Here is a 26338-nt window from a genome sequence, read left to right as displayed (position 1 = left end):
CACCATGACCGAAGACATCCTCGTCAACATCACGCCGCAAGAAACCCGGGTAGCCATCGTGCAACAGGCCGCCGTGCAGGAACTGCACGTCGAGCGCACGCTGACGCGCGGGCTGGTCGGCAACATCTACCTCGGCAAGGTCGTGCGCGTGCTGCCCGGCATGCAGTCGGCCTTCATCGACATCGGCCTGGAACGCGCAGCCTTCCTGCACGTGGCCGACATCTGGCATCCGCGCGATGGCGACAAGGGCGGCAACGGCGCGCCGCTGGCCATCGAAAAGACGCTCTACGAAGGGCAGGCGCTGATGGTGCAGGTGATCAAGGATCCCATCGGCACCAAGGGCGCACGCCTGTCCACCCAGGTCAGCATCGCCGGCCGCACCCTGGTCTACCTGCCGCAGGACCCGCACATCGGTATTTCCCAGCGCATCGAGGGCGAGATCGACCGCGAGGCCCTGCGCGCGCGCGTGCAGGGCCTGGTGCCTGCCGACGAGCGCGGTGGCTTCATCGTGCGCACCATCGCGGAGGAAGCCAGCGACGAAGAACTCGGCAACGACATCGCCTACCTGCGCAAGATCTGGGCGACGATCCGGCAGAGCGCCACCACCCTGCCGGCGCCCAGCCTGCTGTACCAGGACCTGAACCTGGCCCAGCGCGTGCTGCGCGACTTCGTCAGCGACCTCACCGGCCAGATCCAGGTCGACTCGCGCGAAAACTACCAGAAGCTGGTCGAGTTCGCCGAGGAATACACGCCGGCCGTGCTGCCTCGGCTGTCGCACTACACCGGCGAACGGCCCATCTTCGACCTCTACAACATCGATGCGGAGATCGAGCGCGCGCTGTCGCGCCGGGTCGACCTGAAGTCGGGCGGCTACCTGATGATCGACCAGACCGAGGCGATGACAACGATCGACGTCAACACCGGCGGCTACGTCGGCGCGCGCAACTTCGACGACACGATCTTCAAGACCAACCTCGAGGCCGCCCACACCATCGCGCGCCAGCTGCGCCTGCGCAACCTGGGCGGCATCATCATCATCGACTTCATCGACATGGAGAACGCGGAGCATCGCGATGCCGTGCTCTCCGAACTCAAGCGTGCGCTGTCGCGCGACCGCACCCGCATCACCGTCAACGGCTTCTCCCAGCTCGGCCTGGTGGAAATGACGCGCAAGCGCACGCGCGAATCGCTGGCGCACGTGCTGTGCGAGCAATGCCCGGTCTGCCAGGGCAAGGGCCAGGTCAAGACGCCGCGCACGGTCTGCTACGACGTACTGCGCGAGATCATGCGCGAGTCGCGCCAGTTCAACCCGCGCGAATTCCGCATCCTGGCCTCGCAGGAAGTGATCGACCTCTTCCTCGAAGAGGAAAGCCAGCACCTTGCCATGCTGGGCGACTTCATCGGCAAGCCGATCTCGCTGCAGGTGGAGTCCACCTTCCACCAGGAGCAGTACGACATCATCCTGATGTAGGCAGGCGCACCCAGGCAGGCGCCGCCGCACCAGAGGGTCAGGCTAGAGGTCACACCCGAGGGCCTCGCCGAACCTCCTTGTCGCAAAACCGTCATACAGGCACCGCACGCCTGTACCGCGGCCGTTTTCCACGACAAGGAATCCATGCTGGTCCTCGATGAACTCGCCGTCCCCGGCAATGCTCCGCTGCTGCTCTGGCTCGCCAGCCAGGCCGGGCACTTCGACCCGATCCTGCTGCGCGCCAGCTCGGCACTGTTCGACCCGCGCCTGTTCCCGCTGCACGCCGCCGCCTGCGCCTGGCTGCGCAGCCGCCAGCACAGGCCAGCCGCCCTGTCCGCGGCGGCTGGCGGCTGGCGCGACCTGCTCTATTGCCTGTTCTGTTTCACCTTGGCAATCGGCCTGGTCGGCGCCGCCAAGGTCCTGGTGCAGGCGCCGCGGCCGGCACTGCTGCTCGCCGAAGTGGTGCCGCAGCTGGCAGCCGGCGATCCCTACAGCTTCCCCAGCGGCCACGCGGCCGCAGCCGCCGCTCTGGCCTGCCTGCTGTGGGCGCGCGCGGGGTCGGTGGCACGCGCCGTGCTGGTCTTGCTGCTGGCCTGGGTGATGGCGATGCGTTGCATCGCCGGACTGCACTTCCCGCTCGACGTGGCGACGGGCGCCGCGCTGTCATGCGTTGCTTGCGCAGCGGCGGCGCGGCTGCGCGACCGGTTCGTACCGCGCCATGTCCGCGGGTCCGCGCTTCCGCCGACGCGCTGAACGGCAGCCGTCCGCGCCGTCCGGCATCGACGGGCCGGCGGTGTGTGGCGAACCACCTGCGTACACGATTCCGCCCTCGTCTTTCCCTCGCCATTGGCTATAAATAAGAATGCAGGCGAGGCTCGCCAACCGCGGCGGACCGTGGCAGCGCCTGGAAGGAGCCAGCATGCGGATCGCACCGATCATGTCCGGCAGCGTGGCCGGACTGCTGGCGACTTGCCTTCTCACCGCCTGCGAGACACCTCTGCTGCCCACCCCTCCAGCCGTCGTCGGCGCACCGCGCGTCTCCTCCGGCCCGGGCCTGCCACAGGCCGCACCGACGCCGATCCCGCAGCGCGATATCGAGCTGGCCGGTGAATGCAGGCGTACCGAGGAAGACGGTTTCCATGAGGAAGCCCAGATGCGCGTCGCCCACAATGCGGTCGAGGTCCTGATCTGGAACGTGCAGGCGGGGCGCCATGGCACCTGCCATTTCGACCTGAGGGAATTCCACCAGGTGCGCCAGACCCCGCACGTGGAACTCCAGGCGGTCGACGGCAGCGCCTGCAAGCTGATGGTCTGGCAGGATCCACGCCGCATCACACTGGCCTTCGCGCAGTGCGAAAGCCACTGCACACCGGGCGCGTACGAGCATGCCTGGCCGGTGCTGTTCGATCCTGAGAGCGGCAGCTGCGCCCAGATCCGCTGAGACGACTGAAGCGACTGAAGCGACTGAAGCGACTGAAGCGACTGGCGCGACTGGCGCGGCCTGCGCGCGGATACGTTCCTTACTTCGCTTTGGGCACCCGCCCCATCAGGAAGAACTCATCGTTGGGACGCATGCCGATGGTGTTGGCCATGCGGTTGGAGAGCCCGAAGAAGGCCGTGATGGCCGCGATGTCCCAGCCATCCTCGTCGCTGAAGCCATGGGCGCGCAGGGCGGCAAAGTCCTCTTCGCCCACCTCGGCCGATGCCTGGCTGACCTTGAGGGCGAAGTCGAGCATGGCGCGCTGGCGCGGCGTGATGTCGGCCTTGCGGTAGTTGACCGCGACCTGGTCGGCGAGCAACGGCTGCTTCTCGTAGATGCGCAGGATGGCGCCGTGGGCCACCACGCAGTACAGGCACTGGTTGGCGCCCGACGTGGCAACCACGATCATCTCGCGCTCGCCCTTGCTCAGGCCACCCTCCTTGAGCATCAACGCATCGTGGTAGGCGAAGAAGGCGCGGAATTCATCCGGCCGGTGCGCCAGCGCGAGGAAGACATTGGGCACGAAGCCGGCTTTCTCCTGCACTTCCAGGATGCGCGCGCGGATGTCCTCGGGCAGATCCGGCAAGGCGGGAACGGGAAAGCGGCTGATGGCGGCTTGCGGTGCGTGAGTCATCGTTGTCTCCTTGTACGGGGTTCCCCCCGGCCGGCCTCGACGGGCCTGTTGGAATGCCGCCGCGGCCCTGCCGCGCCGGCGCTCGGCGTCCCCGCGCCGGGAGCCCGGCACGATGGCCGGGGCCGCGCCGTCTCACTGCACCGCGAACTGGATGCGGTGCAGGCCGGCGTACAGGCCGTCGGCGGACAGCAGTTCGTCGTGGGTGCCTTGTTCCGCCACCCGGCCCTGCTCCAGCACGACGATGCGGTCGGCGTTCTCGATGGTGGACAGGCGGTGCGCGATCACCAGCGTGGTGCGGCCTTGCATCAGCGATTCGAGCGCGGCCTGGACCTGGCGCTCCGATTCGGAATCGAGTGCCGAAGTGGCCTCGTCCAGGATCAGGATCGGCGCATCCTTGTACAGCGCGCGGGCGATCGCCAGGCGCTGGCGCTGGCCGCCGGACAGCTTCATGCCATTGTCGCCGATATTGGTCTCCAGCCCCTCCGGCAAGCCCTTGACCACGTCGGTCAGGTAGGCCGCCGCCAGCGCCCGCTCCACGCGCGCCATGTCGATCTGCTCGCGCGGATGCACGCCGTAGGCCACGTTGGCGGCCACGGTGTCGTTGAACAGCACCACGTCCTGGCTGACGAAAGCGATCTGGTGGCGCAGATCCTGCAACGAGTAGCCGTCGATGGACTTCCCGTCGAGCAGGATGCGGCCCTCGGTCGGATCGAAGAAGCGCGGCACCAGGTTGACCAGCGTGGTCTTGCCGCTGCCCGACGGCCCCACCAGGGCCACCACCTCGCCGGCGTCGACGCGGAAATCGATGCCCGACAGCGCCGCCTTGCCGGCTTCGCCGTAGCGGAAGCCGATCCGCTCGAAGACCAGGTCGCCGCGCGCGCGTGCCAGCGGCAGGCCGCCTTCGCGGCGCTCGATCGGCTCGTCGATCAGGCGGAAGATCATCTCGGCGGCGGTGATGCCGCGCGTCAGAGGCTGGTTGATATCGGTCAGGTGCTTGAGCGGGGAGATCAGCAGCAGCATCGCCATCACGAAGCCGGTGAAGCCGCCTACCGTGGTCTGGTTGCCCTGCGCCTGCACCATGGCGATGGTGATGATCACCGACAGCGCCAGCGCGGCCAGGAAAGCGGTCACCGGCTGGTTCAGGCCACCCGCCACAGCCATGCGCATCGAATAGGCCTTGAGCCGCTCCGACATGCGGCGGAAGCGGTCCATCTCGTAGGCCTCGCCGCCGTGCAGCTTGACCACCTTGAAGCCGCCCGCCGCCTCTTCCACCACATAGGCCGCGCTGTTGGTGAGCGCCTGGTGATCGCGGTTCAGGCGGCGCAGGCGGCGGTTGATCTTCGACATCAGGTAGCCGATCACCGGCAGGATCACGGCCACGATCAGGGTCAGGCGCCAGTTCGTATAGAACAGGTAGATGAGTAGCGCCAGCACTGTGAGCGAGTCCCGCACCAGGGTGATGAACACATTGGTCAGGATGGACAGCACCTGATTGACCTCGAAGATCACGGCATTGATAAGCGAGGCGGCGGTGTTGCGGTGGAAGAACAGCGCGGGCGCGTGCAGCATGCGGTCGAACATCTGCATGCGCATCTTGAGCAGCACCCGGTTGGAGATCAGGCTCAGCAGGTAGCCCGAGGCGAACTGGGCCACGCCGCGGATCAGCGCCACGCCGGTCAGGATGGCGGGCACGTGCCACAGCCGCCCCGCGTAGTCGCCGCCGAAGCCCTTGTCCAGCAGGTCGTTGACGACCTTGGGGATGATACCCTCGCTGGCGGCGACCACCGCCATGGCCAGGATCGCGATGAGGAAAACGCGGGCTTCGGGACGCAGATAGCCCATCAGCCGCTTGCCGACTTGCACATCCTCCGCGGTGGTCTGTTGGGGCTTTGCTTGTATACTCACCATCACTCTTGATTAGAAGGCCCGTGAAGCCGGCATGCCGGTGGAAGGGCCGGCCACCGCCATCGGCGCCGGCGCAGCAGCATCACACATCTGGCACGCGGAGCCGGTGCCAGATGTGTGATGCTGCTGCCGCATTGGCGCACCTGGGCGGCAGCCATTGTAACCGTAATCCCTCGGATTCCCTCTCACTCTCCCCGATGCCTTCCCTGTCCGTCATAGTCATCACCCGCGACGAGGCGGCGCATATCGGCGACTGCCTGCGCTCGGTGCGGGACCTCGCCGACGAGATCGTCGTGGTGGATTCCGGCAGCCGCGACGACACCGTCCGCATCTGCCGCGAACTCGGCGCTCGTGTGATCGAAACCGACTGGCCGGGCTTCGGCCCGCAGAAGAACCGTGCGCTCGACGCCGCCACCGGCGACTGGGTGTTCAGCATCGACGCCGACGAGCGCGTCACGCCCGAACTGGCCGCCGAACTGCGCGCAGCCATGGCCGACGGCCGCGCCGATGCCTACGCCGTGCCGCGCTTGTCGCAGTTCTGCGGTCACTGGGTCCATCATTCGGGCTGGCGGCCCGACTACATCGTGCGCCTGTTCCGGCGTGGCAGCGCGCGCTTTTCCGACAACCTCGTCCACGAAAGCGTGGAGCCGCGAGGCCCCGTCGCCAGGCTCAAGACCTCGCTGCTGCACTACAGCTATACCTCGCGCGCGCAGGTCGAGGCCAAGAGCCGCCAATATGCCGAGGCCGGCGCTCGCGAACTGCGCCGGCGCGGCAAGCAGGTCGGGCCCCTCTCGCCCGCCCTGCATGGCGCCTGGGCCTTCCTGCGCACGCTGCTGGTCAAGCGCGGCATCCTGGACGGCCGCACCGGCTTCGCCATCGCCCGCATGAATGCCGCCGTCAGCTACGAGAAGTACCGCCGTGCCCGTGCATTAGGAGCCTCGGCCTGAGCCCGTCGCCACCCGCCAGGCCAGCCAGCCGGCAGACCATGCCGCTCCCCCACGCGCCCACAACGATCCCGCACCCTGATTGCCATGTTCTCCATCATCATCCCGACCTGGAACAACCTGCCCTACCTCCGCCTGGTCATCGACAGCCTGCGCCGCCATTCGGCGCATGACCACCAGATCATCGTGCACGTCAACGACGGCTCGGACGGTACGCTGGACTGGGTACGCGAACAAGGCATCGAACACACTGCCTCGCCGGGCAACATCGGCATCTGCCATGCGGTCAACCTGGCAGCCGCCCGCGCCACGCGCGACTACATCGTCTACATGAACGACGACATGTTCTGCTGCCCCGGCTGGGACAGCGCCCTGGTGCGCCATATCGAGCGGATGCCGTCGGACCTGTTCATGTTGTCCGGCACCATGATCGAGCCGGTCGACACCGGCAACCCGTGCGTGGTAGTGCAGGATTTCGGCCGTGACGCCGACCGCTTCGACGCCGCCGGACTGGTCGCCGCCACCACGCGGCTCGCCCGCGCCGACTGGCTCGGCGCCACCTGGCCGCCCACGCTGGTGCATCGCGACTGGTGGTTCAAGGTGGGTGGCTACAGCAGCGAACTGAGCCCGGGCATGAGCAGCGACAACGATTTCTCGATGAAACTCTGGCATGCCGGCTGCCGCGTCTTTCTCGGCGTGGGTGACAGCCTGGTCTACCACTTCCAGCAGAAGAGCACCGGCAAGATCGTCAAGAACGACGGCCGGCGCCAGTTCCTGAACAAATGGGGAATGACGCAGGCCACCTTCGACCGCTTCTATCTGCGGCGCGGGCAGGCAGCAGGCCATACCACGGTCCTGGGTGAACCGCCCGCGGACGGGCGGCTGCGCCGCGCCCTGCTCCGTGCGCGCCTCAAGCGGGTCCTGCAAGGATAAGCGCAGCCGCGCCCCGGCAAGCACGCCACAGCATCGCATATACTCGCGGTCGCGGCCACAAGCCAAGAACCGACGTCGGAACACGCACCCGTCGCTGCGCGCACGGGCCAACCCTCTCCCCATGCCATCCCAATCCACCCGCGCTTCCCGGCAACTGACCGCAGCCCGTCTCTTCGCGGTCACCGCCCTGTGCCTGGTGCCTGTTTCGACGGCAGGCACCAATATCGCCTGCGGGCTGTTCGCCGCCTGCCTGCTGCTGGCACCCGAGTTCTGGCGCGGCCTGCCGCTGCTGCCGCGCCATGGCGCCTCGCTCGCGGCCCTGCTGCTGCTCGGCGCCCTGATCATCAGCGTGTCCTATACGGTGGCCCCACATCACGAGGCCTGGGGCTGGGTCGGCAAATACCGCAAGCTGCTGTTGCTGCCGCTGGCGGTGATCGCCTTCAAGGACTCGGGCTGGGCGCCAGCGGTGCGCTACGCGCTGTTCGGCACCCTGACCCTGATCGTGGTGCTGTCGACGAGCAACTATCTGGGCTTGACCCAGATCGGCCCGGCCTATCTCGCGCACGAGCCGGAAACGCACGCCTGGGTCTTCAAGAACCGCATCGCCGCCGGCATGTTCGGCGTACTGCTCTTCTATCTTGCTGCCGACATGGCGCTCCGTGCCCGCGAGAGGCGCGTGCAGTGGGCGTCGGCGGCCGTGGCGGCCCTCTCGCTCATCAACGTCCTCGTCATGCTGCAGGGCCGCACTGGGCAAGTGATCGCCCTGCCCTTCGTGCTGCTCGTGGCGCTGCGCTGTATCCAAGGCCAGCGCAAGAGGTCGCCGGGCCGCGCCATGGCCATGGCATCGGTGCTGGTCGTTGGGGCGGGGGTGCTGCTGGGCATCGCCTTCACCATGCACGGCGGGCGCCTGCTGGAAGTCCGCGACGAAGTGCGGCAATACGAGCACAGCAACGCCGTCACCTCGTCGGGATTGCGCCTGGAGTTTTATCGCAAGAGCCTGCTGCTGATCGCGCAACGGCCACTGGCGGGCTTCGGTGCCGCTGGACTCGGCACCGAGTTCGAGCAGATGACACGCGGCAAGACGGAAGCAGCGGGTCAGATGACCTACAACCCGCACAATGAATACCTGCTGATGGCAGTCCAGCTCGGCGCTGTCGGCCTGCTGCTGTTTCTCAACCTGTTGCTGCAGATCGCGCGCGGCGCGGCGCGCCTGGACGGCCCGTCGCGCCATCTTCTGCTGGCCTGGCTCGCCATCTTCACCGCAGGCTGCCTGGCCAACTCGCTGCTGCTCGATTTCGCCGAAGGGCACATGATGATGCTGCTGGGCGGCATTCTGCTTGGCTGCGGATACCGTGGTGCGAAATCGCCAGCCGCACCGATTCCCAACTGAGCGCCTGCAGTCAGCCTACGCTTGCCGGGCCGCGCTCCAGGTCGTCGCGGCGCCGGCGGCGGCGCTGTCGGCCCCAGGCTTCTCGCCCGTTTCCGCCGTTTCCGCCGTTTCCAGCACCCGCCCCAATTGCGCCGGCAAGTCGGGTTCCCAGGCGTAGAGGTCCGCGGTCGGATGGCCGCGGAAGGCGTAGAGCGCGCGCTTCATCCTGGCCAGCCATCCGGAGCGGATCGCTGCCGGCGGCCGTCCTCTGCCACCGGACATCGATGCGCGCACATGGCCACGAACGAACGCCTGCTGCGTGATGCCCCATTTGAGCAGGAATGCGCGCCCACCGCGATTGCGCCGGACGCGCCGCGTCGTCGCACAACTGAAGTGATAGACGCGCGCCCCGCCGACCACGCGGAACGTCCTGCACCCCACCAGCCAGAGCTTCATCAGAAAATCATCGTCACTGCTCATGCCGGGGCCGAACTCGATGCTGTACCCGCCGACGAGTTGCCAGAGCCGGCGGCTGATCAGCATCGGTTGCAACGCGATGCCATCCCTGTCAGCGATCTGCCCGACTGCGGCAGCGAAAGCGCATAGGCCATCCGCATCGAAATCGTCGGGGGTCCTGCCAAAGTCGGCAACCATCACCTGCGCATTGCCCGTATCGACCGGTTCGATCAGATTGGCGGCCAGATAAACAAATGAGCCCCCTGCCCGGCGTCGCGCCGCATCGAGCGCGATGTCCCAGCCCGGCGTGCAGTACATATCGTCATTCAGATAGAGCAGCGTATCGCAGGTAGCAAGGCGCGCGGCATCATTCAGTGCCAGGCAGACGCCGACGTTTCCAGCCGACCATGTGTGGCGAATGCCCTGGGAACGGACCCACTCCAGCGTGCCATCCGAACCATCGTTGACGTGCACGATGATCTCGTGCGCGAGAGCGGAATGACGGCGAATCCCTTCGATGCACAATTTGAGATACGGCAGATTATTCCAGGACGGAATCAGTATGCTGAACATGTCGGTCCACGGTAGAAGCTACTGCAAGGAGCGCCCGGCGGCCGACGCCACCGGAGGTGCATTGTGCGAAGCGATGGCAGCCAGCACTGCAATCACGGTCGCATAGAACGACGCCGTCATCTTCAGGTTGAAGGTTTCCACCGTCAAGCCGAACGTCACAAAGGCGACGACAAAGACCACGCCCATCAGCGCCGCGCGCGCGGCGCACCTGGCCGGCGCCGCCCGAAAATTCCAGAACAGCGCGGCAGGCATCAGATAAAGCGCTGCCAGCGCTAGTCCGCCGATGATGCCGAAGCTGCCCACATAGGCCAGCATCTGGTTGTGCGTCTCGCCTCTCCCGAACTGCGCGGCGATCGGAGTCATGCCCCCCGTATCAACCAGGGACTGCAGGCTGGCGGCAAGCCCGTCCGCACCAAGGCCGAAGACGGGATCGCGTGGAATCAGGGAAAGCACTGCCTGGTAGATCTGAAGCCGGATGCCGATCGAGGTGTCCTTGTGTCCCTGCTCGAACTGCGACAGATCGGACCAGATCATGTGGATCCGCTCTCGCACCGTGTGGGAGGCCAGGTAGCCAGCCAAGGCAATCGCCAGAGCAGCGAACGGGAGCACCTTACGCCACCCACGCCCTTTCCGCTCCCGGGGCACGAAGGCCAGAACAACGACGATCACCGGGATAGCGAGCCATCCGCCGCGCGCACCGGTCTGCAGCGAGGACAGCAGGCCGGCTGCCAACCCTGCCAGCTTGAACAGCCGCACGCCAAGGGGATCCTTGCCCCACCAGTTCAAAGACAGTGCTGAAAGGACACCGAGCACGAGGGCAATGGCACCGAAATGGATCGGATTGAGGAAGGTACTGCCAAGCCGGCCATCGCCCCAGTCACGCGGCGCGAACACACTGATGCCCAAGGCGGCCATCGCGCCAACGCCAAAGGACAGATCTGCCCAACGCAGGGTGGCCGCCGGCGCCTTGCGTAGAGCGAGAAAGAGCGGGGCGGCAGCCAGGAAACGCGCAGGGGAATCGAAGGCGCCGAGTGTCAGCTGCCGATGCCACAGCTCGCTAAGGGCCACCGCGCAGAGTGGCGCGGCCATGGCGAAGCAGAAGCCCACGGCAAGCCGCGCGGACGCGTCCTGCACAGGAGCCGGCAGGGAGCGCGAAACGATCAACGAATATACGGCAACGAGCGATGCTGCCAGCAGCAGCGCACTCGCCCCGCCTCTCACTACCAGCGTCGCGGCGGGATACAACAACAGGAACGCCCCCCACAGCCAGCGCTGCGGAACGGGGCTGCCTGGCAATCTCGAAGGGAGGATAGGCATGGCTTGTCGCCGCCGAACTCGGCATCTGGCACGCTACGGCACGTGTGCCGACACAAGGAGTCCGGGAATGGGCAGCGGCCGACCCGGCCGCTCAAGCCACGGCCCGGACCATCAGAACAAGCTTCGGGCGCGCAGCAAGCTTGCACCGGCCGGCACACCAAGTCTTTCACAATAGCATCTTCATGCCATCGTGGGCGAACCGTGCTGTCACCACTAGCAAATTTCGGAAATTGCGCAGGCGACGGCGGAAAAACCTGAGCGATGCAGGCGACGAACGTCAGGGTCGGGACCGCATATCCCCTGCGGCATCCGGGCGGGAGACCTCGATAAGCTGGATGCGCTGGCGCCCTGCCATCGCGTCGGCGCTCCCGGCTGGCAGCCCGAGCATTTCCGCCGCGACCTGGATTACGCGTTGCGGACTCATTCCCGTCAGGCAGCGGCTCAGGCTATCGAGGCGCCGCTCGCAGCCCTCCTGCCGGCAAGGCACGCATTCGCCCTCGCCTTGCAGTAGGTAGACATTGCCGCGACGCCCAGAGCCACGCAGTGGCCACGGATCGCCGCCGCCCGCCACCCCCCCCTTCGGCCAGGGCCCCCAACGCACCGCATCGGATGGGCCGAACAATGCGATGGTCGGAGTCCCCGTCGCAGCGGCAACGTGGGTGGCACCGGTATCGGGACCAATGTAAAGGCTGGCGCGACGGAACAGCTCGGCGCTCTCGCCGAAAGATAGCTTCCCGACCAGGTTCAGGACCGGCCCTGCGGCGCCTGCCGCGATACCCTCGGCATACTCGCGTTCGCCCGCAGCCGGCCCGCCGCTAAGCGCTACCGCGAAGCCTTGCCCGAGCAGCCAGTCGCAGGCGGTGATCCAGCCGTCGACATGCCACTGCTTGTACGCGTACATCGGGTATGGATGCAGCACCGCCAATGGCTGGCCTGGCCGATAGGCCGGCGCAGCGAAAAGCGCGTCGAAACGGGCGATGCGCTGCGGATCCGTACCGATGCCCGGCGCCACGACCTCGGGCACCGGCTCGATGCCGATGGCCGGGGCCAGAGCAAGCGTGCTCGACACCGTATGCTCCGACTCGTGGCGATTCAAAGCGATACGGTGCAACATCAACCGCGTCCACCATGTGACGCGCTCAGGATCGACCAGCCCGGCGCGCCGGCGGCCAGCAAACCAGGCATAGAAGCGCGGACGGTCAGAGCTGAGCGCCGCGCAGGCCAGGTCGTAGCGCCGCCAGACGCGTGCGGCATCGCGCAAACGCTCGCCGAGACGGGCACGCTGCGCTACCACGATCACCCGACGGACATCCGGATTGTTCTCGAGTACACCTTCGGTGCCCCGGAAAACGAGCATATCGATCTGAGCCTCGGGCCAGCGCGCCTTGAGCGAGCGTACGATCGGCGTCGTCAGCAGAACATCGCCGATACGGCGCGTGGCCACCACGAGGATCGTACGGGGCGGGCGGGCAGGTGGGAAAAGCGCAGGCACGTGGAATCGATTCAGGCTGGCGGTAAGGGGAGCATGGGCTGGCAATGCAGACTCCAGGCCGTCCAGCGCCAGACGGCCGCGGGACGGTTGGCGGAAACCCTTGCCTCAACCATAGACCATGCTGACATTCTCGCTCGACAAGGCCTCGCGGAAGCTGGCGAGCGCCTCGTCCGACGGCGTCACTGCCCACTGCCGGCCGAGGATGGCCTCGCATTGCGCACTGGCGGCGGCGTAGCTGACACGCACCGGCAGTCCGGGGCCGCCGGCCTCGCCGGCCAGGTGCGGCGTCAGCAATTCGCGCAGCCGCTGCAGCGACGCATTGCCGTTGAAGGACAAAGCGACCGCTTCGGCAAAACGGCCGCGGGCGGCGACCAGGTCCAGCACCGATTCCGCGGTAAAGCGCACGCCGCCGGTAAAGGTGTCGTGGCGCGCGTTGCCGGTGGCGATCAGCAGTTCGTCTTCCTTGAACATGTGGCGGTTGGCGTCGAACAGCTCGTTGAAGACTGTCATCTCGATCTGCGCCGTGCCATCGTCGACCAGCACGATCAGCATCTTGCCGCGCTGGGTCATCTGGGTACGGATGCCGGTGATCACGCCGGCGATGGTCTTGCCGCGCACGTCGCGGCCGTAGCCGCCGCCGTTACCCTGCACCTCCTTCTCCAGCGCGGCCAGTGTGCCCTTGACGAAGCGCCGGACTTCGTCGCGGTAGGCATCGAACAAGTGGCCGGAGAAGTAGTAGCCGAGTGCCTGCTTTTCTTCCTGCAGCGTGCGCTTGGGCGGCCAGAACGGCTCGTCGACCAGCTCCGGCTTGTGCGCATCGCCGGCGTCACCCATGAGGTCGAACAGCGATACCTGATTGGCCGATTCCGCCTTCTGTTCCGCCGCCTCCATCGCACGCGAGACCGACGCCAGCATCTGCGCGCGGTTGCTGTTGAGGCTGTCGAAGGCTCCTGCCCGGATCAGTGCCTCCATGGTGCGGCGGTTGACCTGGCGACGATCGACGCGCTCGCAGAAGTCGAACAGGTCATCGAAGGGACGTTCCTCGCGCGCGCGCAGGATGTCCTCGATAGCACCCTGCCCCGAGCCCTTGATGCCGCCCAGGCCGTAGCGGATGGTCTTGGCGTCGGTCGGGGCGAAACGGTATTCGCTGGCATTGATGTCCGGCGGCAGCAGCTTGAGTCCGTTCAGCTTGCAGTCCTCGAACAGGATCTTCACCTTGTCGGTGTCGTCCATCGCCAGCGACATGTTGGCTGCCATGAATTCGGCCGGGTGGTGCGCCTTGAGCCAGGCCGTGTAGTAGGCCAGCAGAGCGTAGGCGGCCGCGTGCGACTTGTTGAAGCCGTAGCCCGCGAACTTCTCCATCAGGTCGAAGATCTCGTCGGCCTTCTCGCCGCTCAGGCCGTTCTTGTCGGCCCCTTCGCGGAACAGCTCGCGATGCTTGGCCATTTCCTCGGGCTTCTTCTTGCCCATGGCGCGGCGCAGCAGGTCGGCGCCGCCCAGCGAGTAGCCGCCGATGATCTGCGCCATCTGCATCACCTGCTCCTGGTAGACCATGATGCCGTAGGTCTCCTTGAGCACCGGCTCGACGCGCGGATCCGGGTACTCCACCTTCTCGCGGCCGTGCTTGCGCGCGCAGAAGCTGGGGATCAGGTCCATCGGGCCCGGGCGGTAGAGTGCCACCAGTGCGATGATGTCCTCGAAGCGGTCGGGCTTGGCATCCTTCAGCATGCCCTGCATGCCGCGGCTTTCCAGCTGGAACACCGCCACCGTATTGGCGGTCTTCAGGATATCGAAGGCAGGGGCGTCGGCGAGCGGAATCTGGCTGCAGTTCCAGTCGGCCTTGCTGGGGTCGAGGCGCCGGATGTAGCGCTCGGCCCAGTCGAGGATGGTCAGCGTGGTCAGGCCCAGGAAGTCGAACTTGACCAGGCCGGCGGCCTCGACGTCATCCTTGTCGTACTGGCTGACCACGCCACCGTCGTCGCCCTGCGTGTAGAGCGGACAGAAGTCGGTCAGCTTGCCGGGTGCGATCAGCACGCCGCCGGCGTGCATGCCGACGTTGCGCGTCATGCCCTCGACGCGCTGTGCCAGCTCCAGCAACTGGCGGACCTCTTCCTCGTTGTTCTCGCGCTCGGTCAGCAGCGGCTCTTCTTTCTTCGCTTCCTCGATGGTGACCAGTTTGCCCGGCTTGAACGGAATCAGCTTGGCGACGCCGTCGACGAAGCCGTAGCCCAGGTCAAGCACGCGGCCCACGTCGCGCACCGCCGCCTTGGCCGCCATGGTGCCGAAGGTGGCAATCTGCGACACCGCGTCCTTGCCATACTTCTCCTTCACGTAGGTGATCACGCGATCGCGCCCGTGCTGGCAGAAGTCGATATCGAAGTCGGGCATCGACACCCGCTCCGGGTTCAGGAAACGCTCGAACAGCAGCGCGTACTTGAGCGGGTCGAGATCGGTGATGCCCAGCGCGTAGGCGACCAGCGAACCAGCCCCGGAGCCCCGCCCCGGACCCACCGGCACGCCGTTGTTCTTGGCCCAGTTGATGAAGTCCGCCACGATCAGGAAGTAGCCGGGGAAGCCCATCTTGATGATGGTGCCGGTCTCGAATTCCAGCCGCTCGTAATACTCGGGCCGCTTCGCCTCGCGCTCGGCCGCATCCGGGAACAGGATTTCGAGGCGCTTCTCCAGGCCTTCCTTGGCCATGTGCACCAGGTAGTCGTCGAGCGACATGCCGTCCGGCGTCGGGAACAGCGGCAGGCGCGGCTTGCCCAGTTCCAGCGTCAGGTTGCAGCGGCGCGCGATCTCGACGGTGTTCTGCAGCGCCGACGGGATGTCGGCGAACAGCGCGCACATCTCGTCCTGTGTCTTGAAGTACTGGTCGGTGGTGAAGCGGCGCGTGCGGCGCGGGTTGGCCAGCAGCTCGCCCTCGGCGATGCAGGTGCGGGCCTCGTGCGCCGTGTAGTCGTCCGGTGTCATGAACTGCACCGGATGCGTGGCCACCACCGGCAGCCGCAGTGCGGCGGCCAGCTGCACCGCCTGCTGCACATAGCTTTCCGTACCGGCGTGGCCGGCGCGCTGCAGTTCGATATAGAAGCGCTGCGGAAAAAGTGCCGCCCAGTGCTGCGCGGCACGTTCGGCGCCGGCCGGGTTGCCGTTGGCCAGCGCCATGCCGATGTCGCCGCCCATGGCGCCGGACAGCGCGATCAGGCCGGTGGCCAGCGGCTCACCGCCTTCGCCCGGCTCTTCGAACCAGCCCGGGTCGATCTCGGCGCGGCCGCGATACTGGTTGACCAGCCAGGCACGCGACAGCAGGGTACACAGGTTCAGGTAACCGCGGCGGTCCTGCACCAGCAATTGCAGCCGCGGCGCCTTGTCGCGGTCATCGGCGTTGGTCAGCCAGACGTCGGCGCCGACCAGCGGCTTGACGCCGCCGCCGCGCGCTTCCTTGTAGAAGCGGATCAGGCCGAAGGCGTTGGCGAGGTCGGTCAGGGCGAGCGCTCCCATGCCGTCGGCCGCGGCGGCCTTGACGGCGTCCTCGAGGCGGACGATGCCATCGACGACAGAATATTCGGAGTGCAGGCGGAGGTGTACGAAGCGGGGTGCGGACATGGGGCGATATTGTACCGGCTCGGCCGGCCCTGGCTGACGGCTTTGTGTCCGCGGCCGGCCCCGCCACCCGCCCGCCTGGCCTGGCATCCCCCAGGGCCAAGTCCGACGAGGACGCTGGGGCATGCGCGCCACCCGGCCCCGTGGCGCTATAATTTCGCCTTTCCAATCAGGCAGTTACCGCCCGCATAGCGAGAACGCGCGTGGCGGCGCCTGCGCATCGATACGCGCCGTCATGCAGATCATCAATATCTCCGCCTACAAGTTCGTCACGTTGGAAGACCGCGAGACGCTGCGCGAGCAACTACGCGAGCGCTGTGAGGCCGCCGGCCTGAAGGGTACCGTGCTGCTGGCGCCGGAAGGTATCAACCTGTTCCTGGCCGGCCCGCGCGCCGCCATCGACGAGGTCGTCGGCTGGCTGCGCGCGGATGCGCGCTTCGCCGACCTGGCGCCCAAGGAAAGCGTGTCGGACACCCAGCCCTTCAAGCGCATGCTGGTGCGCCTGAAGAAGGAAATCATCACCATGAAGATGCCGCTGATCCGCCCGGAAGAGGGGCGCGCGCCATCGGTGGCACCGGTCGAGCTGAAGCGCTGGCTGGACCAGGGCCATGACGACGCCGGGCGCCCGGTTGTGATGCTGGATACGCGCAATGCCTTCGAGGTGGCGGTGGGGACCTTTGCCGGGGCAGTCGAGTACGGCATCCACAAGTTCAGCGACTTCCCTGCCGAGGTCGCCGCGCATCGGGCCGAACTGGAAGGCAAGACAGTGGTGTCGTTCTGCACCGGCGGAATCCGCTGCGAGAAGGCCGCCATCCATATGCAGGAAGTCGGCGTCGAGCACGTCTACCAGCTCGAGGGCGGCATCCTGAAGTACTTCGAGGAAGTCGGTGGCAGCCACTACCAGGGCGATTGCTTCGTCTTCGACTACCGCACCGCACTGAACCCGCAGCTGGAACCGGCCGGCCCCAAGCAATGCTTCGCCTGCCGCGCGGTGGTCACCGCCGAGGAGCAGCAGAGCCCGCTCTACGTGGTCGGCCAGAGCTGCCCTCACTGCGCCGCCGGCCAGGCCGCCGCCTGAACCCGGCCGCGCCCCCGGCGCGGGCCCGCGCCTCAGGCAGCCAGCAGGTGGTAGAGGTTGCGCAGCATCGCCGCGGTCGCCCCCCAGATGAAACGGTGGCCGCCGCCCTCGCGCGGGAACGGCATCGCATAGAACATGCGCTCACCGTCGACCCAGCGCAGCAGCCTGCGCTGGTGGTGGGCCGGGTCCATCAGAAATGACAAGGGCACCTCGAACACATCGGCCACCTCGCCGGCATTCGGGCGCAGCGTGAAGCCATCGCGTACCAGCCCCACCACCGGACTGACCAGGAAGCCGGTGCCGGTGATGTAATCGGGCAGGGTGCCGACCACCTCGACGAAATTGCGCGGCAGCCCCACCTCTTCCTCGGTCTCGCGCAATGCGGTCGTGATCCGGTCCGGGTCCGTCACGTCGAAGCTGCCGCCGGGAAAGCTGATCTGGCCCGCATGCGCGCTCAGGTTGGCATTGCGCTCGGTCAGCAGCACCGTCAGCCCATGCTCGCGCTCCACCAGCGGCATCAGCACGGCGGCATCGCGCAAGGCGCGGCCGCGGTCGTTGGCGCGGGAATCGTCGACCAGTTCGGGCTGCCAGGGGGGTGGCAGCTGCAGGCGCTGCCGGATGAAGCCCGGCTGCAGCCGCGAAGCGGCGATCGCCGGGTGGCGCGTATCGGTATCGAGGACGGGAAGGGCTTCGGGATCAAAGGCAGGGCGCATAGCGGCAGTAGTATGACAGAAGCCGCGCCGCAGCATATGAGGCGGCCGCAACCATGCAAAAAGGGCACCCGAAGGTGCCCCTGGAAAGCTGCCGACGGCCGGAGCCGCCGGAGTGACCGCCTTACTGAGCGGCAGCTGCCTTGGTCGAAGCCTTGGAAACCAGCTTTTCCTTGATACGAGCCGACTTGCCCGAGCGCTGGCGCAGGTAGTACAGCTTGGCGCGGCGCACGTCGCCGCGGCGCTTCACCTCGATGCCGGCGATCAGCGGCGAGTACAGCTGGAACGTACGTTCCACGCCCTCACCCGACGAGATCTTGCGCACGATGAAGGACGAGTTCAGGCCGCGGTTGCGCTTGGCAATCACGACGCCTTCGTACGCCTGCACGCGCTTGCGGTTACCTTCCACCACGTTCACGTTGACCACCACGGTGTCGCCGGGGGCGAACGCGGGAATGGTCTTGTTGGCGGTCAGACGAGCGATCTCGTCCTTTTCGATTTGCTCGATGATGTTCATCGTTTTTCTCCTAGACCATCATACCGGCGTTGTGTGCCCCAGGCATTGCCCGGGCCCCGGCAGAGGATGGGGTTTTCACTTGGCGGGAGCGAGCTCCCGCCCTTCCTTCGCGGACCACTCCGACAGAAACTTCTCGTCGGCGCGGGTCAGCAAACCCTGCTTGCGAGCCGCCTCGATCAGGTCGGGACGCTTGCTCGCGGTGTTGGCGAGCGCCTGACGGCGCCGCCATTTTTCAATCTCGGCATGATGGCCACCGAGGAGAATCTCGGGTACGCGCACGCCTTCATACACTTCCGGCCGCGTATAGTGCGGACAGTCGAGCAGGCCATTGACGAAACTGTCCTGTACCGCCGACTGCGCATCGCCCAGCACGCCGGGCAGATGTCGCACCACCGCGTCGATCAGCGCCATGGCCGGCAATTCGCCGCCCGACAGCACGAAATCGCCGAGGCTGATTTCCTCATCCACGCGCCGATCGATCAGGCGCTGGTCGATCGCCTCGTAGCGACCGCACAACAGCACCAGGCCGGGACGCTGCACCAGTTCCATCACCTTGGCATGGTCCAGGCGCGCGCCCTGCGGCGACATCAGCACCGTATGCGGCCGCTCGACGCCGGCCTGCGCCTGCACGGCAGCCGCCGCATCGAGAGCGTCCTCCAGCGGCTTGGCCAGCATCACCATGCCGGGGCCGCCGCCGTACGGGCGATCATCGATCGTGCGGTAGTTATCAGCGGTGAAATCGCGCGGATTCCAGGTCCGCAACGCGTAGCGCTGCTGCTGGGCTGCCCGGCTGGTGATGCCCCAGTCGGTCAGCGCACGAAACATCTCGGGAAACAGCGTGATCACATCGAACTGCATCCGCCCCTCCCCCACCACGCCGCCACCGCGCGGCTGGCCAATCAGTAATCCAGCCCCCAGTCCACCACGATGCGCCTGGCCGCTGTATCGACCTCGCGCAGATAGGCATCGACGAAGGGGATCAAACGCTCGCCCGGCTTGCCATCGGGCAGCGTGCAGGCGACCTGCAGAATCTGGTGCGCGCCATTGTCGATCAGGCCGGACACCTCGCCGAGGGATTCCCCCGACTCGTTGCTGACGGCACAACCGATCAGGTCGACCCAGTAGAATTCGTTTTCCTGCGGCGCCGGGAAGTCGGCACGACGGACCCAGACGCGGCGCCCCTTGAGCGCCTCGGCCAGGTTGCGGTCTGCCACGCCGGCAGCCTGCGCGACCACCGTACCGCTGTGCTCGCGCGCCTGCGCGATCTTCAGGCACAGTGGCGGCACCCCGGCATCCGCACTGCCGGCGAGGCCGGGCCGCGGTACGGCGAGCAGCCACCAGCGACGTGCATTCAGCAATGCTTCGGCGTCCTGGGCATGCGGCTGGACCTTGATCCAGCCACGGATGCCATAGGCAGCACCGACGTAGCCGACCTCCACCAGATCTTCCGGCAGGGCATCGGCATGAACCAGTGCCGCAGGCAACCTGGCAGGCTGCGGGGCGGCGGGCGAAGTCAACGGCCGCCGCGGCGCGGCGCCCTGCTTGCGTTCAGTCACGGCAGGAGGACAGATCTGTGCCGGAGACTGCCAGCCACGCACACGGCATGGCCAGGCGCATCTCCCGGCTCAAGCCGATCAGGCAGCGGCCTTGGCGGCGCCTTGCTTGACCAGGCGCGCCACGGTCGGCGACAGCTGGGCACCGACGCCTTGCCAGTAGGTCAGGCGGTCGGCGACAACGCGCAGGCCTTCGGCGCCGTCGGCAGCCAGGGGGTTGTAGAAGCCGATACGCTCGATGAAACGGCCATCACGGCGGTTACGCGAGTCGGTAGCGACGATGTTGAAGAACGGGCGCTTTTTGCTGCCGCCGCGAGCCAGACGGATGACGACCATGGATGAATTCCTCAGAAAACGGGGTGTTCGAACACGAAACACGAGAGTATAGCCCAATTCTCAAGGCCAAACAAACACTTAGCCAATTGACTGTGCACGGCAGGGCAGGCATGGTGGCGGGAACCCCTGCGAAGGAGCGCATCATGAGGATCCTGCCGCACTTCCACCCGGGCCGCGCGCTGGCCGCCTGGCGCAGCGCCGCCCTGCTCCCCTGCATGCTGTGCCTGGCTGCCCCAGTGCGGGCGGCCCTCCCGCTCAACGAGATCAAACTGCCGCCGGGCTTCCACATCGAACTGCTCAGCGACAAGGTGCCGGATGCCCGCGGCATGACGTTCTCACCGGGCGGCACACTCTTCGTCGGCACAAGTGCAAAAGGAAAAGTCTACGCCATCTCCGATCCGCTGGGGCCGCGGCCACGGGTGCGCACCATTGCCAGCGACCTGACCATGCCGGTCGGCGTCGCTTTCCGCAACGGCGCGCTCTACGCTTCCTCGGTTTCGCGCATTGTCCGGCTGGATGGGATCGAGGCACGCCTGGACGACCCGCCGCAGCCGGTGACGGTCAGCGACCGTTTTCCGAGCGAGACTCACCACGGCTGGAAATTCATCGCTTTCGGACCCGATGGCTACCTCTACGTGCCGGTCGGCGCGCCCTGCAATATCTGCGCGCCGGACGAGAACCGCTACGCCAATATCATGAAGATGCGGCCCGACGGCTCCGACCTGCAGGTCGTGGCCAAGGGGGTGCGCAACAGCGTGGGATTCGACTGGAATCCGGCTTCCGGTGAATTCTGGTTCACCGACAACGGACGGGACTGGATGGGCGATGACCAGCCCGACGACGAACTCAACCGCCTGTCCCGCCCCGGCCAGCACTTCGGCTACCCCTACTGCCATGCCGGCGACATCCCCGATCCCGAATTCGGCAAGCAGCGCCCGTGCTCGGAATTCGCGCCGCCCGCCGCCAAGCTCGGCGCCCATGTCGCCGCCCTTGGCATGCGCTTCTACACAGGCAATGCGTTTCCGCCGGAATACCGGCGCAATACGATCTTCATCGCCGAGCACGGCAGCTGGAACCGCAGCACACCAGTCGGCTACCGGGTGGTACGGGTGATGCTGGATCAACAGGGCAAGGTCACCGGCCAACAGGTGTTCGCGGAGGGCTGGCTGCGCCGGGGCAAGCCTTGGGGCCGCCCGGTCGACGTGCAGGTCGCACCCGACGGCTCCCTGCTGGTCAGCGACGACTTCGCCGGTGCCATCTACCGGATCCGCTACGCACCGTAGCGCCCTGCCCGTCCAGCCACCCGAACTGCCCCGAAACGGGGAAACAATCCGTTACACCGGTAACGCGATTCGCATAGGCGCACTCGGAGCGCATGCGTACCATGAAGCCATCTCGTGAACCCATCCGCGCGACAGGCTTCTGGAAATCCGTATGCTTTCCCGCTCCCCCCTGCGCAACGGCGTGGCCGGCCTGGCACTGCTTGCAGGCCTGCTCGGCACCGCGGCGATCAGCCACGCACAGGTCGCCTTCTGGCACCAGGCGCGCCCCGATGCCCGCCAGGCAGGCCCGCGCGCGCAAGCAGGCGGCTGGGAGATGGCAAGCGTGCGGGCCGAAAGCCGCGACCATGTCCGCGCGCAGATCGAGCGGATGGAAGCAAGGGCCCGCGCCGACGATCGCCTGAGCGGGCGCCCCGCGCCCTCTCCAGCCGCCTTGCGCAATGAGGAGCGCCCCCCACCCGCCGAACGGGAACGACCGTCCGACAATGCGCGCGGCGATCCGCGCGCGACCGGGATGGGTCCGGGCTGGCAGGCGCGCGAGCGCGAAAACGGCCGCTGAGCAAGGGGCCGGATCGGCGCCCACCCCTGGCTGGCTGCAACGCCTGGCATCCTGCCCCCCCCTGAACTCCACGAGCTTGCCCGCGCGGCAAGCTCCACCACCGCAAGCCCCCACCCTACATGTGGCGACGATGGCAAGGTACGGCCATCGCGCCTCGCCACGGCTTACAATGTGACCCGCCGCACGCTGGCCGCCAGTCAGCACGCCGCCCGGCGGGGGTGCCTGCCCGCCGCATGACCGGATCCCGTTCTGCCATGTCCGCTGCAAGCCAAGCCTCTGCCACGCCCTCCACTGCCAATGCCCGCCCGGCACGCGGCAAGTCCAAGCTGGCCACCGTCGCGCTCGCCTTCCTGCTGGGCAGCCTCGGGGCACACCGCTTCTACCTTGCCGGCGTGCGCGACCGCTACGGCTGGATGCACCTGCTCGCCACGCTGGCCGGCACGATCGGCGTGGCCTCGCTGCTGGCCGATGCCGGCAATCCGGTATTGAACTGGGTCTTCGCCGTGCTCGGCGGCACCTCGCTGACCTCGGCCTTCCTGGCTGCGATCGTCTACGGCCTGCGGCCGGACGAAAAATGGGATGCGCGCTTCAACCCGCACGGCGCACCGACCCGCTCCGGCTGGCCCGTCGTCATCTTGGTGATCCTTTCGCTGCTGATCGGCACCGGCCTGTTGATGGCCGGCCTGGCCATCAGTTTCCAGACCTACTTCGAATCGCAGGTAGAAGCTGCGCGCGCGCTGTCACAGTAGCGCCGAAACCGCGCCGCGGCAGCCGGGGAAGCCGGAAGCGGGCACGCGCCCCGACCGCCGTGCGCACTCAGAAAAGCGATCCCTGGCGCGGCGCCGGTGGCGCAGGAAGGGCCGGCGGCCGGAAGCGCGAGGTGTCCAGCTCATAGCGGTTGTAGCGGTAGCCCAGCCGGTCGGCCGCCTTGTAGAAGCGCTGGCGCAACAGGTCGGCCCAGATGCCGGTGCCGCGCATGCGCGAGGCAAAATCCGCGTCGTAGTCCTTGCCGCCGCGCATGTCGCGCACCCGGTTCATCACGCGCTCGGCCCGGTCCGGAAAGTGTGCCTGCAGCCACTCCTCGAACAGGGGCCTCACCTCCCACGGCAGCCGCAGCACGATGTAGTTGGCATAGACCGCGCCGGCTTCGCGCGCCGCCTCGAGGATGCGCTCCAGGTCCGGCTCGGTGACGAAGGGAATCAGGGGCGCCACGCTGACACCCACCGGAATGCCGGCCTCGCTGAGCGTGCGGATCGTGCGCAGCCGGCGCGATGGCGCCGCCGCACGCGGCTCCAGGGTGCGCGCCAGTCCGGCATCCAACGTGGTGATGGTGACGGCGGCCACGGCCAGGCGCTTGGCCGCCATCGGCGCCAGCAGGTCGATATCCCGCTCGATCAGCGCCGACTTCGTGATCAGCGCGACCGGATGGTCGCAAGCGTGCAGCACCTCGAGCACGCTGCGGGTGATGCGGTGTTCGCGCTCGATGGGCTGGTAGGCATCCGTATTGACGCCCAGCGCGATGGTCTCGCAGCGATAGAACGGTCGCGACAGGGCATGGCGCAAGCGCTCGGCGGCATTGGCCTTGGCGAACAGCCGGCTCTCGAAATCCAGCCCGGGAGACAGATCGAGGTAAGCGTGGGTCGGCCGCGCGAAGCAATAGATGCAGCCATGCTCACAGCCGCGATAGGGATTCAGCGAGACATCGAAGGGAATATCCGGCGACGCGTTACGCGTCAGGATCGAGCGCGCCTGTTCGAGGGTGACATGGGTGACCAGCCGCGGCCCCGCCTCGCTGGCGGGGGCCTCCACCGCGTCGGCGCGCGCGGGCATCTCGCCGGCCGGCGCCCAGCCGTCGTCGAACGCCTCGCGCCGGTCGCGCTCGAAGCGTCCCTGCAGGTTGCTGACGGCACCCCGCCCCTTGCTCGGCGCGGGCGGCCGCCCTGGACGTCCGGAATCTCCCATACCTGGCCAGCCCGGCGCCTCAGTTACGCCCGGCGCCGGCCGCCGGCGCCTTCTCTTCGACGGAAATGGCCAGGGTCTCCTTGATCTCTTCCATCACCACATAGCTCTTGGACTGGGCCGCGCCGGGCAACTGCAGCAGGATGTCACCCAGCAGGCGGCGATACTCGCCGATCTCGCGGATGCGCGCCTTGATCAGGTAGTCGAAGTCACCCGACACCAGGTGGCATTCCAGCACCTCCGGGATGCGCAGCACCTCGCGCCGGAACTGCTCGAACATATTGCCCGACTTGTCGCGCAGCGTGATCTCCACGAATACCAGCAGGGCACTACCCAGCAGCACCGGGTTCAGGCGCGCGTGGTAGCCCATGATGACACCATCGCGCTCGAGCCGCTTGACCCGCTCGATGCAGGGCGTGATGGTCAGGCCCACAGCCTCGGCAAGGTCCTTCATCGACATGCGCCCGTCCGCCTGCAGCAAGGCCAGGATCCTACGGTCCAGCCGGTCCAGGCTGCGCACGGGTTGCCGACTCGTTCTCATGATTTCTTCCTGTTTATCGAAATTTTTCGACAACTATAACTAGCGTATTTTCAATAGCATAGTAGTAAATGCTTCCGTGACTGGTTCTCCCAGTTACGCCCCCAACGCCGGATGCCCGGTCGACCAGTCGGAGTGAGTGGAAATGCGCGTTCTTGTTCTTGGCAGCGGTGTGATCGGTGTCACCAGCGCCTGGTATCTGGCCCAGGCCGGACACGAGGTCACGGTGGTAGACCGCGAGGCCGGACCGGCGCTGGAAACGAGCTTCGCCAACGCCGGCCAGATCTCACCGGGCTATGCGTCGCCCTGGGCGGCCCCCGGCGTGCCGCTCAAGGCCATCAAGTGGATGTTCCAGCAGCACGCGCCGCTGAGCATCCGCCCCGACGGCACGCTGTTCCAGCTGCGCTGGATCTGGCAGATGCTGCTGAACTGCAGCGCCGACCGCTATGCCGTCAACAAGGAACGGATGGTGCGCCTGGCTGAGTACAGCCGCGACTGCATCCGCGCACTGCGGGCCGACACCGGCATCGCCTATGAGGGCCGCACGCAGGGCACCCTGCAACTGTTCCGCACCGAAGCGCAACTGGCTGGTGCAGCCAAGGACATCGCCGTCCTCGACCAGGCCGGCGTGCCCTACGAACTGCTCTCGCGCGAACAACTCGCGAGCGCAGAGCCGGCGCTGGCCACGGTCAGCCACAAGCTGACCGGCGGCCTGCGCCTGCCCAATGACGAGACCGGCGACTGCCAGCTGTTCACGCGCCGGCTCGCCGCGATGGCCGAAGCCCAGGGCGTGCGCTTCCTCTTCAACCGCACCATCGGCAACCTGCTCACGCGCGGCGACGCGGTGACCGGCGCCATGGTGGACGGCGAGCCGATGTCGGCAGACCTGGTGGTGGTGGCGCTGGGCAGCTGGTCGACGCAGATGGTCAAGCCCTTCCTGTCCGGCCTTTCCGACCTGCCTGTCTATCCGCTCAAGGGCTTCTCCATCACGGTGCCGATGAACGACGCCTCGCGCAGCCCGGTCTCCACCGTGCTGGATGAAACGTTCAAGGTGGCCATCACGCGCTTCGACGACCGCATCCGGGTCGGCGGCATGGCGCAGATCGTCGGCTATGACCGTTCGCTGGACCCAGCCAAGCGCCGCACGCTGGAACACGTGGTCACCGACCTGTTCCCGGGCGCCGGCGACGTCAGCCGCGCCACCTTCTGGACCGGCCTGCGGCCGATGACGCCGGATGGCACGCCCATCGTCGGGCCGACCCCGGTCAAGGGCCTGTGGCTGAACACCGGCCACGGCACGCTGGGCTGGACCATGGCCTGCGGCTCGGGCAAGCTGCTGTCCGATCTGGTGTCGGGCGCCAAGCCGGCCATCCGCGCCGACGACCTGTCGGTCTCGCGCTACCTGCACGACACGCAGCGGCACACCTCGCCGCGCCCGGCCGTGGCCTGAAGGCCTGGAGGCCCGGAGAACGGCCTCCGCCGGTCTTCCCGGCAGCGGCGCCTGCCGCGCGCACCCATGAGAACGGGCGCTTCCGGTCGGAAGCACCCGTTTTTGCTTTCCTTTCCGCTTGCCTGACGGCGTCGCGCATCCCGCCGGCCCGTGACGGCATGCGCCCGGCGAGGTCCAGGGC

Annotated in this window: 24 protein-coding genes; 11 read left to right on the top strand and 13 right to left on the bottom strand. The window is 67.1% G+C overall.

Annotated elements, in window-relative coordinates; all coding sequences use genetic code 11:
- Positions 1 to 4 precede the first annotated feature (4 nt).
- The 3 genes from rng (at position 5) to BKK80_RS06575 (ending at position 2912) form a co-directional block, all read left to right on the top strand.
- Complete coding sequence (gene rng, locus BKK80_RS06585) at positions 5 to 1471, top strand: ribonuclease G (protein WP_071011704.1); 1467 nt, start codon at positions 5 to 7, stop codon at positions 1469 to 1471.
- 144 nt (positions 1472 to 1615) lie between these two features.
- Complete coding sequence (locus BKK80_RS06580) at positions 1616 to 2224, top strand: phosphatase PAP2 family protein (RefSeq protein ID WP_071068756.1); 609 nt, start codon at positions 1616 to 1618, stop codon at positions 2222 to 2224.
- Positions 2225 to 2390: 166 nt separating this feature from the next.
- A complete protein-coding gene (locus tag BKK80_RS06575) occupies positions 2391 to 2912 on the top strand; it encodes a hypothetical protein (RefSeq protein ID WP_236903729.1) in 522 nt (173 codons plus the stop codon).
- A gap of 79 nt (positions 2913 to 2991) precedes the next feature.
- On the opposite strand, the gene BKK80_RS06570 is transcribed toward BKK80_RS06575, so the two are convergent.
- The gene (locus BKK80_RS06570) at positions 2992 to 3585 is read right to left on the bottom strand and encodes a peroxidase-related enzyme (RefSeq protein WP_071011700.1); all 594 of its coding nucleotides are present in this window, start codon (positions 3583 to 3585) and stop codon (positions 2992 to 2994) included.
- Positions 3586 to 3717: 132 nt separating this feature from the next.
- Positions 3718 to 5493 (bottom strand): lipid A export permease/ATP-binding protein MsbA, encoded by a 1776-nt coding sequence (msbA, locus tag BKK80_RS06565; RefSeq protein ID WP_071011698.1) that lies wholly within the window; start codon positions 5491 to 5493, stop codon positions 3718 to 3720.
- 194 nt (positions 5494 to 5687) lie between these two features.
- Between msbA and BKK80_RS06560 the strand changes: the two genes are divergently transcribed.
- From BKK80_RS06560 to BKK80_RS06550, 3 genes are all read left to right on the top strand, one after another.
- Positions 5688 to 6437: a glycosyltransferase family 2 protein gene (locus BKK80_RS06560; protein WP_071037297.1), complete on the top strand. Its 750-nt coding sequence runs from the start codon at positions 5688 to 5690 to the stop codon at positions 6435 to 6437.
- A gap of 84 nt (positions 6438 to 6521) precedes the next feature.
- The gene (locus tag BKK80_RS06555; protein ID WP_071011695.1) at positions 6522 to 7367 is read left to right on the top strand and encodes a glycosyltransferase family 2 protein; all 846 of its coding nucleotides are present in this window, start codon (positions 6522 to 6524) and stop codon (positions 7365 to 7367) included.
- Positions 7368 to 7488: 121 nt separating this feature from the next.
- Positions 7489 to 8757 carry an O-antigen ligase family protein gene (locus tag BKK80_RS06550; RefSeq protein WP_071011693.1) on the top strand — a complete coding sequence of 423 codons (1269 nt, stop codon included), beginning with the start codon at positions 7489 to 7491 and terminating at the stop codon, positions 8755 to 8757.
- A gap of 15 nt (positions 8758 to 8772) precedes the next feature.
- On the opposite strand, the gene BKK80_RS06545 is transcribed toward BKK80_RS06550, so the two are convergent.
- The 4 genes from BKK80_RS06545 to dnaE form a co-directional block, all read right to left on the bottom strand.
- A complete protein-coding gene (locus BKK80_RS06545; RefSeq protein ID WP_071011691.1) occupies positions 8773 to 9765 on the bottom strand; it encodes a glycosyltransferase family 2 protein in 993 nt (330 codons plus the stop codon).
- A gap of 18 nt (positions 9766 to 9783) precedes the next feature.
- Positions 9784 to 11082, bottom strand: a complete 1299-nt coding sequence (locus BKK80_RS06540; RefSeq protein WP_083383992.1) for an O-antigen ligase family protein — start codon at positions 11080 to 11082, stop codon at positions 9784 to 9786.
- Between the two features lie 277 nt (positions 11083 to 11359).
- Positions 11360 to 12574: a glycosyltransferase family 9 protein gene (locus BKK80_RS06535; protein ID WP_071011690.1), complete on the bottom strand. Its 1215-nt coding sequence runs from the start codon at positions 12572 to 12574 to the stop codon at positions 11360 to 11362.
- 105 nt (positions 12575 to 12679) lie between these two features.
- Complete coding sequence (gene dnaE, locus BKK80_RS06530; protein WP_071011688.1) at positions 12680 to 16180, bottom strand: DNA polymerase III subunit alpha; 3501 nt, start codon at positions 16178 to 16180, stop codon at positions 12680 to 12682.
- A gap of 232 nt (positions 16181 to 16412) precedes the next feature.
- Here dnaE and BKK80_RS06525 point away from each other — a divergent pair, with 232 nt between their 5' ends.
- Positions 16413 to 17255 carry a sulfurtransferase gene (locus BKK80_RS06525; RefSeq protein ID WP_071037301.1) on the top strand — a complete coding sequence of 281 codons (843 nt, stop codon included), beginning with the start codon at positions 16413 to 16415 and terminating at the stop codon, positions 17253 to 17255.
- A 32-nt stretch (positions 17256 to 17287) separates the two neighbouring features.
- On the opposite strand, the gene BKK80_RS06520 is transcribed toward BKK80_RS06525, so the two are convergent.
- From BKK80_RS06520 to rpsP, 5 genes are all read right to left on the bottom strand, one after another.
- On the bottom strand, positions 17288 to 17968 hold the full coding sequence (locus BKK80_RS06520) for a CoA pyrophosphatase (protein ID WP_071011685.1): 681 nt from the start codon (positions 17966 to 17968) through the stop codon (positions 17288 to 17290).
- Positions 17969 to 18089: 121 nt separating this feature from the next.
- Positions 18090 to 18482: a 50S ribosomal protein L19 gene (gene rplS / locus BKK80_RS06515; RefSeq protein ID WP_071011683.1), complete on the bottom strand. Its 393-nt coding sequence runs from the start codon at positions 18480 to 18482 to the stop codon at positions 18090 to 18092.
- Positions 18483 to 18557: 75 nt separating this feature from the next.
- The gene (gene trmD / locus BKK80_RS06510) at positions 18558 to 19340 is read right to left on the bottom strand and encodes a tRNA (guanosine(37)-N1)-methyltransferase TrmD (protein WP_071011682.1); all 783 of its coding nucleotides are present in this window, start codon (positions 19338 to 19340) and stop codon (positions 18558 to 18560) included.
- 41 nt (positions 19341 to 19381) lie between these two features.
- A complete protein-coding gene (rimM, locus tag BKK80_RS06505) occupies positions 19382 to 20038 on the bottom strand; it encodes a ribosome maturation factor RimM (RefSeq protein ID WP_071011680.1) in 657 nt (218 codons plus the stop codon).
- A gap of 78 nt (positions 20039 to 20116) precedes the next feature.
- Positions 20117 to 20371 (bottom strand): 30S ribosomal protein S16, encoded by a 255-nt coding sequence (rpsP, locus tag BKK80_RS06500; protein WP_071011679.1) that lies wholly within the window; start codon positions 20369 to 20371, stop codon positions 20117 to 20119.
- Positions 20372 to 20514: 143 nt separating this feature from the next.
- Here rpsP and BKK80_RS06495 point away from each other — a divergent pair, with 143 nt between their 5' ends.
- The 3 genes from BKK80_RS06495 (at position 20515) to BKK80_RS06485 (ending at position 22959) form a co-directional block, all read left to right on the top strand.
- Entirely contained in the window at positions 20515 to 21654 is a 1140-nt protein-coding gene (locus tag BKK80_RS06495; RefSeq protein WP_084545501.1) for a PQQ-dependent sugar dehydrogenase, read from the top strand.
- Positions 21655 to 21805: 151 nt separating this feature from the next.
- Positions 21806 to 22210, top strand: a complete 405-nt coding sequence (locus BKK80_RS06490; protein WP_071011677.1) for a hypothetical protein — start codon at positions 21806 to 21808, stop codon at positions 22208 to 22210.
- A 254-nt stretch (positions 22211 to 22464) separates the two neighbouring features.
- Positions 22465 to 22959: a TM2 domain-containing protein gene (locus BKK80_RS06485; protein ID WP_071011675.1), complete on the top strand. Its 495-nt coding sequence runs from the start codon at positions 22465 to 22467 to the stop codon at positions 22957 to 22959.
- A 67-nt stretch (positions 22960 to 23026) separates the two neighbouring features.
- Here BKK80_RS06485 and BKK80_RS06480 read toward each other — a convergent pair whose 3' ends face one another.
- The gene (locus tag BKK80_RS06480; RefSeq protein WP_071011674.1) at positions 23027 to 24172 is read right to left on the bottom strand and encodes a PA0069 family radical SAM protein; all 1146 of its coding nucleotides are present in this window, start codon (positions 24170 to 24172) and stop codon (positions 23027 to 23029) included.
- Positions 24173 to 24191: 19 nt separating this feature from the next.
- On the bottom strand, positions 24192 to 24710 hold the full coding sequence (locus BKK80_RS06475; RefSeq protein WP_071011673.1) for an Lrp/AsnC ligand binding domain-containing protein: 519 nt from the start codon (positions 24708 to 24710) through the stop codon (positions 24192 to 24194).
- A gap of 142 nt (positions 24711 to 24852) precedes the next feature.
- On the opposite strand from BKK80_RS06475, the gene BKK80_RS06470 reads away from it, so the two are divergent.
- Entirely contained in the window at positions 24853 to 26157 is a 1305-nt protein-coding gene (locus tag BKK80_RS06470; RefSeq protein WP_071068755.1) for a D-amino acid dehydrogenase, read from the top strand.
- Positions 26158 to 26338 lie beyond the last annotated feature (181 nt).

The sequence above is a fragment of the Cupriavidus malaysiensis genome, from assembly GCF_001854325.1.
GTDB lineage: Bacteria > Pseudomonadota > Gammaproteobacteria > Burkholderiales > Burkholderiaceae > Cupriavidus > Cupriavidus malaysiensis.
Note: the sequence above shows the minus strand (reverse complement) of the source record. Positions and strands in the feature narration are given on the sequence as shown.

Excerpts from the sequence above, each read along its gene's own strand:
- rng (WP_071011704.1), top strand. The coding sequence starts at position 5 with ATGACCGAAGACATCCTCGTCAACATCACGCCGCAAGAAACCCGGGTA.
- BKK80_RS06580 (WP_071068756.1), top strand. The coding sequence starts at position 1,616 with ATGCTGGTCCTCGATGAACTCGCCGTCCCCGGCAATGCTCCGCTGCTG.
- BKK80_RS06575 (WP_236903729.1), top strand. The coding sequence starts at position 2,391 with ATGCGGATCGCACCGATCATGTCCGGCAGCGTGGCCGGACTGCTGGCG.
- BKK80_RS06570 (WP_071011700.1), bottom strand. The coding sequence starts at position 3,585 with ATGACTCACGCACCGCAAGCCGCCATCAGCCGCTTTCCCGTTCCCGCC.
- msbA (WP_071011698.1), bottom strand. The coding sequence starts at position 5,493 with ATGGTGAGTATACAAGCAAAGCCCCAACAGACCACCGCGGAGGATGTG.
- BKK80_RS06560 (WP_071037297.1), top strand. The coding sequence starts at position 5,688 with ATGCCTTCCCTGTCCGTCATAGTCATCACCCGCGACGAGGCGGCGCAT.
- BKK80_RS06555 (WP_071011695.1), top strand. The coding sequence starts at position 6,522 with ATGTTCTCCATCATCATCCCGACCTGGAACAACCTGCCCTACCTCCGC.
- BKK80_RS06550 (WP_071011693.1), top strand. The coding sequence starts at position 7,489 with ATGCCATCCCAATCCACCCGCGCTTCCCGGCAACTGACCGCAGCCCGT.
- BKK80_RS06545 (WP_071011691.1), bottom strand. The coding sequence starts at position 9,765 with ATGTTCAGCATACTGATTCCGTCCTGGAATAATCTGCCGTATCTCAAA.
- BKK80_RS06540 (WP_083383992.1), bottom strand. The coding sequence starts at position 11,082 with ATGCCTATCCTCCCTTCGAGATTGCCAGGCAGCCCCGTTCCGCAGCGC.
- dnaE (WP_071011688.1), bottom strand. The coding sequence starts at position 16,180 with ATGTCCGCACCCCGCTTCGTACACCTCCGCCTGCACTCCGAATATTCT.
- BKK80_RS06525 (WP_071037301.1), top strand. The coding sequence starts at position 16,413 with ATGCAGATCATCAATATCTCCGCCTACAAGTTCGTCACGTTGGAAGAC.
- BKK80_RS06520 (WP_071011685.1), bottom strand. The coding sequence starts at position 17,968 with ATGCGCCCTGCCTTTGATCCCGAAGCCCTTCCCGTCCTCGATACCGAT.
- rplS (WP_071011683.1), bottom strand. The coding sequence starts at position 18,482 with ATGAACATCATCGAGCAAATCGAAAAGGACGAGATCGCTCGTCTGACC.
- trmD (WP_071011682.1), bottom strand. The coding sequence starts at position 19,340 with ATGCAGTTCGATGTGATCACGCTGTTTCCCGAGATGTTTCGTGCGCTG.
- rpsP (WP_071011679.1), bottom strand. The coding sequence starts at position 20,371 with ATGGTCGTCATCCGTCTGGCTCGCGGCGGCAGCAAAAAGCGCCCGTTC.
- BKK80_RS06495 (WP_084545501.1), top strand. The coding sequence starts at position 20,515 with ATGAGGATCCTGCCGCACTTCCACCCGGGCCGCGCGCTGGCCGCCTGG.
- BKK80_RS06490 (WP_071011677.1), top strand. The coding sequence starts at position 21,806 with ATGCTTTCCCGCTCCCCCCTGCGCAACGGCGTGGCCGGCCTGGCACTG.
- BKK80_RS06485 (WP_071011675.1), top strand. The coding sequence starts at position 22,465 with ATGTCCGCTGCAAGCCAAGCCTCTGCCACGCCCTCCACTGCCAATGCC.
- BKK80_RS06480 (WP_071011674.1), bottom strand. The coding sequence starts at position 24,172 with ATGGGAGATTCCGGACGTCCAGGGCGGCCGCCCGCGCCGAGCAAGGGG.
- BKK80_RS06475 (WP_071011673.1), bottom strand. The coding sequence starts at position 24,710 with ATGAGAACGAGTCGGCAACCCGTGCGCAGCCTGGACCGGCTGGACCGT.
- BKK80_RS06470 (WP_071068755.1), top strand. The coding sequence starts at position 24,853 with ATGCGCGTTCTTGTTCTTGGCAGCGGTGTGATCGGTGTCACCAGCGCC.